The sequence below is a fragment of the Dietzia sp. DQ11-38-2 genome, from assembly GCF_014145055.1.
Lineage (GTDB): Bacteria > Actinomycetota > Actinomycetes > Mycobacteriales > Mycobacteriaceae > Dietzia.
Genome location: NZ_JAALDW010000330.1, coordinates 1 through 2,530 on the forward strand (window position 1 = coordinate 1; position 2,530 = coordinate 2,530).

3 protein-coding genes and 1 pseudogene are annotated in these 2,530 nt (G+C 69.4%); 1 reads left to right on the forward strand and 3 read right to left on the reverse strand.

Features of this window, described 5'->3' with window-relative positions:
- The 3 genes and pseudogenes from G6026_RS16895 to G6026_RS11515 all read right to left on the reverse strand — a co-directional run.
- Window positions 1-215: pseudogene (locus G6026_RS16895) on the reverse strand (alpha/beta hydrolase); the annotation flags it as partial.
- Complete coding sequence (locus G6026_RS11510) at window positions 212-865, reverse strand: TetR/AcrR family transcriptional regulator (protein ID WP_107755285.1); 654 nt, start codon at window positions 863-865, stop codon at window positions 212-214. The gene G6026_RS11510 and the pseudogene G6026_RS16895, both read right to left, overlap by 4 nt.
- Window positions 862-2,217: an NAD(P)-binding domain-containing protein gene (locus G6026_RS11515; protein ID WP_182613255.1), complete on the reverse strand. Its 1,356-nt coding sequence runs from the start codon at window positions 2,215-2,217 to the stop codon at window positions 862-864. The genes G6026_RS11510 and G6026_RS11515 overlap by 4 nt, the downstream gene beginning before the upstream one ends.
- 168 nt (window positions 2,218-2,385) lie before the next feature.
- Here G6026_RS11515 and G6026_RS11520 point away from each other — a divergent pair.
- Window positions 2,386-2,530 (forward strand): SDR family NAD(P)-dependent oxidoreductase (locus G6026_RS11520; protein ID WP_182613256.1); only part of this gene is annotated, 145 nt, incomplete at its 3' end.

A 2,530-nucleotide genomic window follows, 5' to 3' on the forward strand; every position in this document is an offset into this window, starting at 1 on the left:
CCGAACCCGCGGTAGTCGAAGGCGAACGCCGCGAAGCCCGCGGCGGCGAAGGCCTCGGCGAACGGCAGCAGGCCCGAGTCGGCCGTGCCGCCCAGTCCGTGCGCGAGAACGACGCACGGAGCGGGATCGGTTCCTGCCGCGGGCAGGAACCAGCCGCGGCAGGTGTCCCCGCCGGAGCGGAACTCGAGGTCGTGGGGGGTGATCTGGCTTCTCACGAGGGGTCTCCTGGGTTGTCGACCGCGGGGTCCGGGCGGCCGTAGATGGCCCGGACCCACAGGTCGGAGGCGGTGGCGATCATCGGTTCGCGATCCGCCCCGGCGTCGTAGGCGAGATGTTCGAGGACCGACTCGTTGACCTGGATCAGCGACGTGGCGAGCGCCATCGGATCGGCCCCGTCGGGGGCGCGACCGGCCGCTCGCTCGGAGCGGATGTACTCGGCGATGGGGGCCGCGAGTTCCGCCCGCCCCTCGTTCCACAGGCGGCGCATGGGCTCGTGCGTGGTGCGCGCGGTGAGCAGGGCCCGGTAGACGTGAGCGTTGTCGAGCATGCGGTCCGCGAGGCCGCTCAGCGTCGAGGTCACTCGGGACCGGAAGCGGCCGTCGGAGTTCACGAGCACGCCGTTCGACGTGGCGGCGGCCTCCTGGATGGAGGAGAGCAGCACGGTCACCGCCGCGGCCTTGGAGTCGAAGTAGAAGTAGAACGCCGACCGGGTGATGCCGGCCGCGTCGGTGAGGTCGGCCACCGAGATGTCATCGAGTGTGGTGGTGCGCAGCTGCCGGTCCAGCTCCGCCAACAGGGCCTCCCGACGCCGGTCGCCCCGCGGTGAGCTGGCGACGGCGTCACCGGAGGTGGCGTTCCCGCTCACGCGTGCGCCGCCGTCCGGATCATCCCGCCGAGGCGTGCCGCTCGTTCTCGTCCCGCCGGGATCTCACGTGTCCGGAGGTCGTGCTCGTACAGGAAGTAGTCCACCTGCTGCTGGTGCCGCGGGGTGTCGAGCATGTGCCCGATGTACTTCTTCTCGTCCGCCACGATGACCCGCTCCATCTCCTCGCGCCCCGGCGTCCGGTACAGGCCGGCCGCCCACGCGGCCGCCAGCCTGGCCTGGGCCTCGACGAACGGGAACAACGTGGGAGTGGACTGGGCGAAGCCGACCATGACCAGGTCGTCGATGCCCGGGGAGAACATCCGCTTGTAGAGCGGCACGTGGTTGTGGGCGTCGGCGCTGAGGAAGTCCGGGTCGAAGAACGGGAACGAGGTGTTGTAGCCGGTGGCCTGGATGACGACGTCGAACTCCTGCGCGGTGCCGTCCTCGAAGTGCACGGTCCGCCCGTCGAACCGGGCGATGTTCCCCTTGGCCGTGATGTCCCCCGAGCCGAGCCTCAGCGGCAACTCGACGGACTGCGTGGGGTGGGCCTCGAAGAACTTGTGATTGGGCTTGGGTAGTCCGTAGGACTCGGGTCGGCCCGCCGACATCGGCTGCATGACCTGAATGGCCTTGCGCTGCCACGAGTAGGGCAGGAAGGGAAAGGTGGCGAAGTACTTGTCGGCCGGTTTGCCGGCGATGTACTTCGGCACGATCCACGCGCCGGACCGGGTGGAGATCACCACCTCGTTCCGCATCACCTTGGAGGACAGCTCCACGGCGATGTCGGCGGCGCTGTTGCCCAGACCCACCACGAGAATGCGCTTGTCCTGCAGGTCGAGCGGATCCCACGGGTCCACGTAGGCGTGCGAATGGATCATCTCCCCGGTGAACTCGCCCGGGAAGTCGCCGAACCGTGGGTCCCAGTGGTGCCCGTTGCCCACCACCAGGGCGTCGAAGCGGCGGGTGCCGGTGCGTCCGGTGGTCAGCTCCCACCCGCCGCCCTCGAGCCGCTCGGCGTGCAGGACCCGGTTCTCGAACTCGATGAGACGCAGCAGGTCGAAGGCTTCCGCGTAGTCATCGAGGTACTGCTTGATCTGCGAGTGGTGCGGGAAGTCCGGGAACTCCTCGGGCATGGGGAAGTCCCGGAAGCTCAGCTGGTGTTTGGAGGTGTCGATGTGGAGTGACCGGTACGCGCTCGAACTCCCGTTGGGATTGTCGAACGCCCAGTTCCCGCCGATGCGGTCGGAGGCCTCGAACCCCACCGCCTCGATGCCGTAGTCGTCGAGCATCTTGAGCGTGGTCAGACCGCTGATGCCCGCGCCGATGACGGCGACGGTGGGGACGGGTGTCATGGAAACCTCTTCGGCCGGGGATCGCCGCGCGGAAAGCTATGGCGTGAGTCACAGTGTGGCCCTAGATTATGGCCAGGGATTGACGGGCGTCAACAGCGTCCCAGGGCGCGTCGACGGGGCACCGCGCCCCGGGCCCCATCCCGGATGGAGGCGGACATGGCGGACGACATGGGTGGTGGGCGGCACGCGGTGGTGGTCGGTGGCGCGTCCGGGATCGGGTGGGCCACGGCGCGCCGTCTCGCCTCGGCGGGGTGGCGCGTGACCATCGCCGACGTCAACGCCGATCTCGCCGAGGCCCGCCCGGCCGAGCTGG

Bases quoted from the DNA above. Each gene is read 5' to 3' on its own strand.
- G6026_RS11515 (WP_182613255.1), bottom strand. From the start codon at position 2,217: ATGACACCCGTCCCCACCGTCGCCGTCATCGGCGCGGGCATCAGCGGT.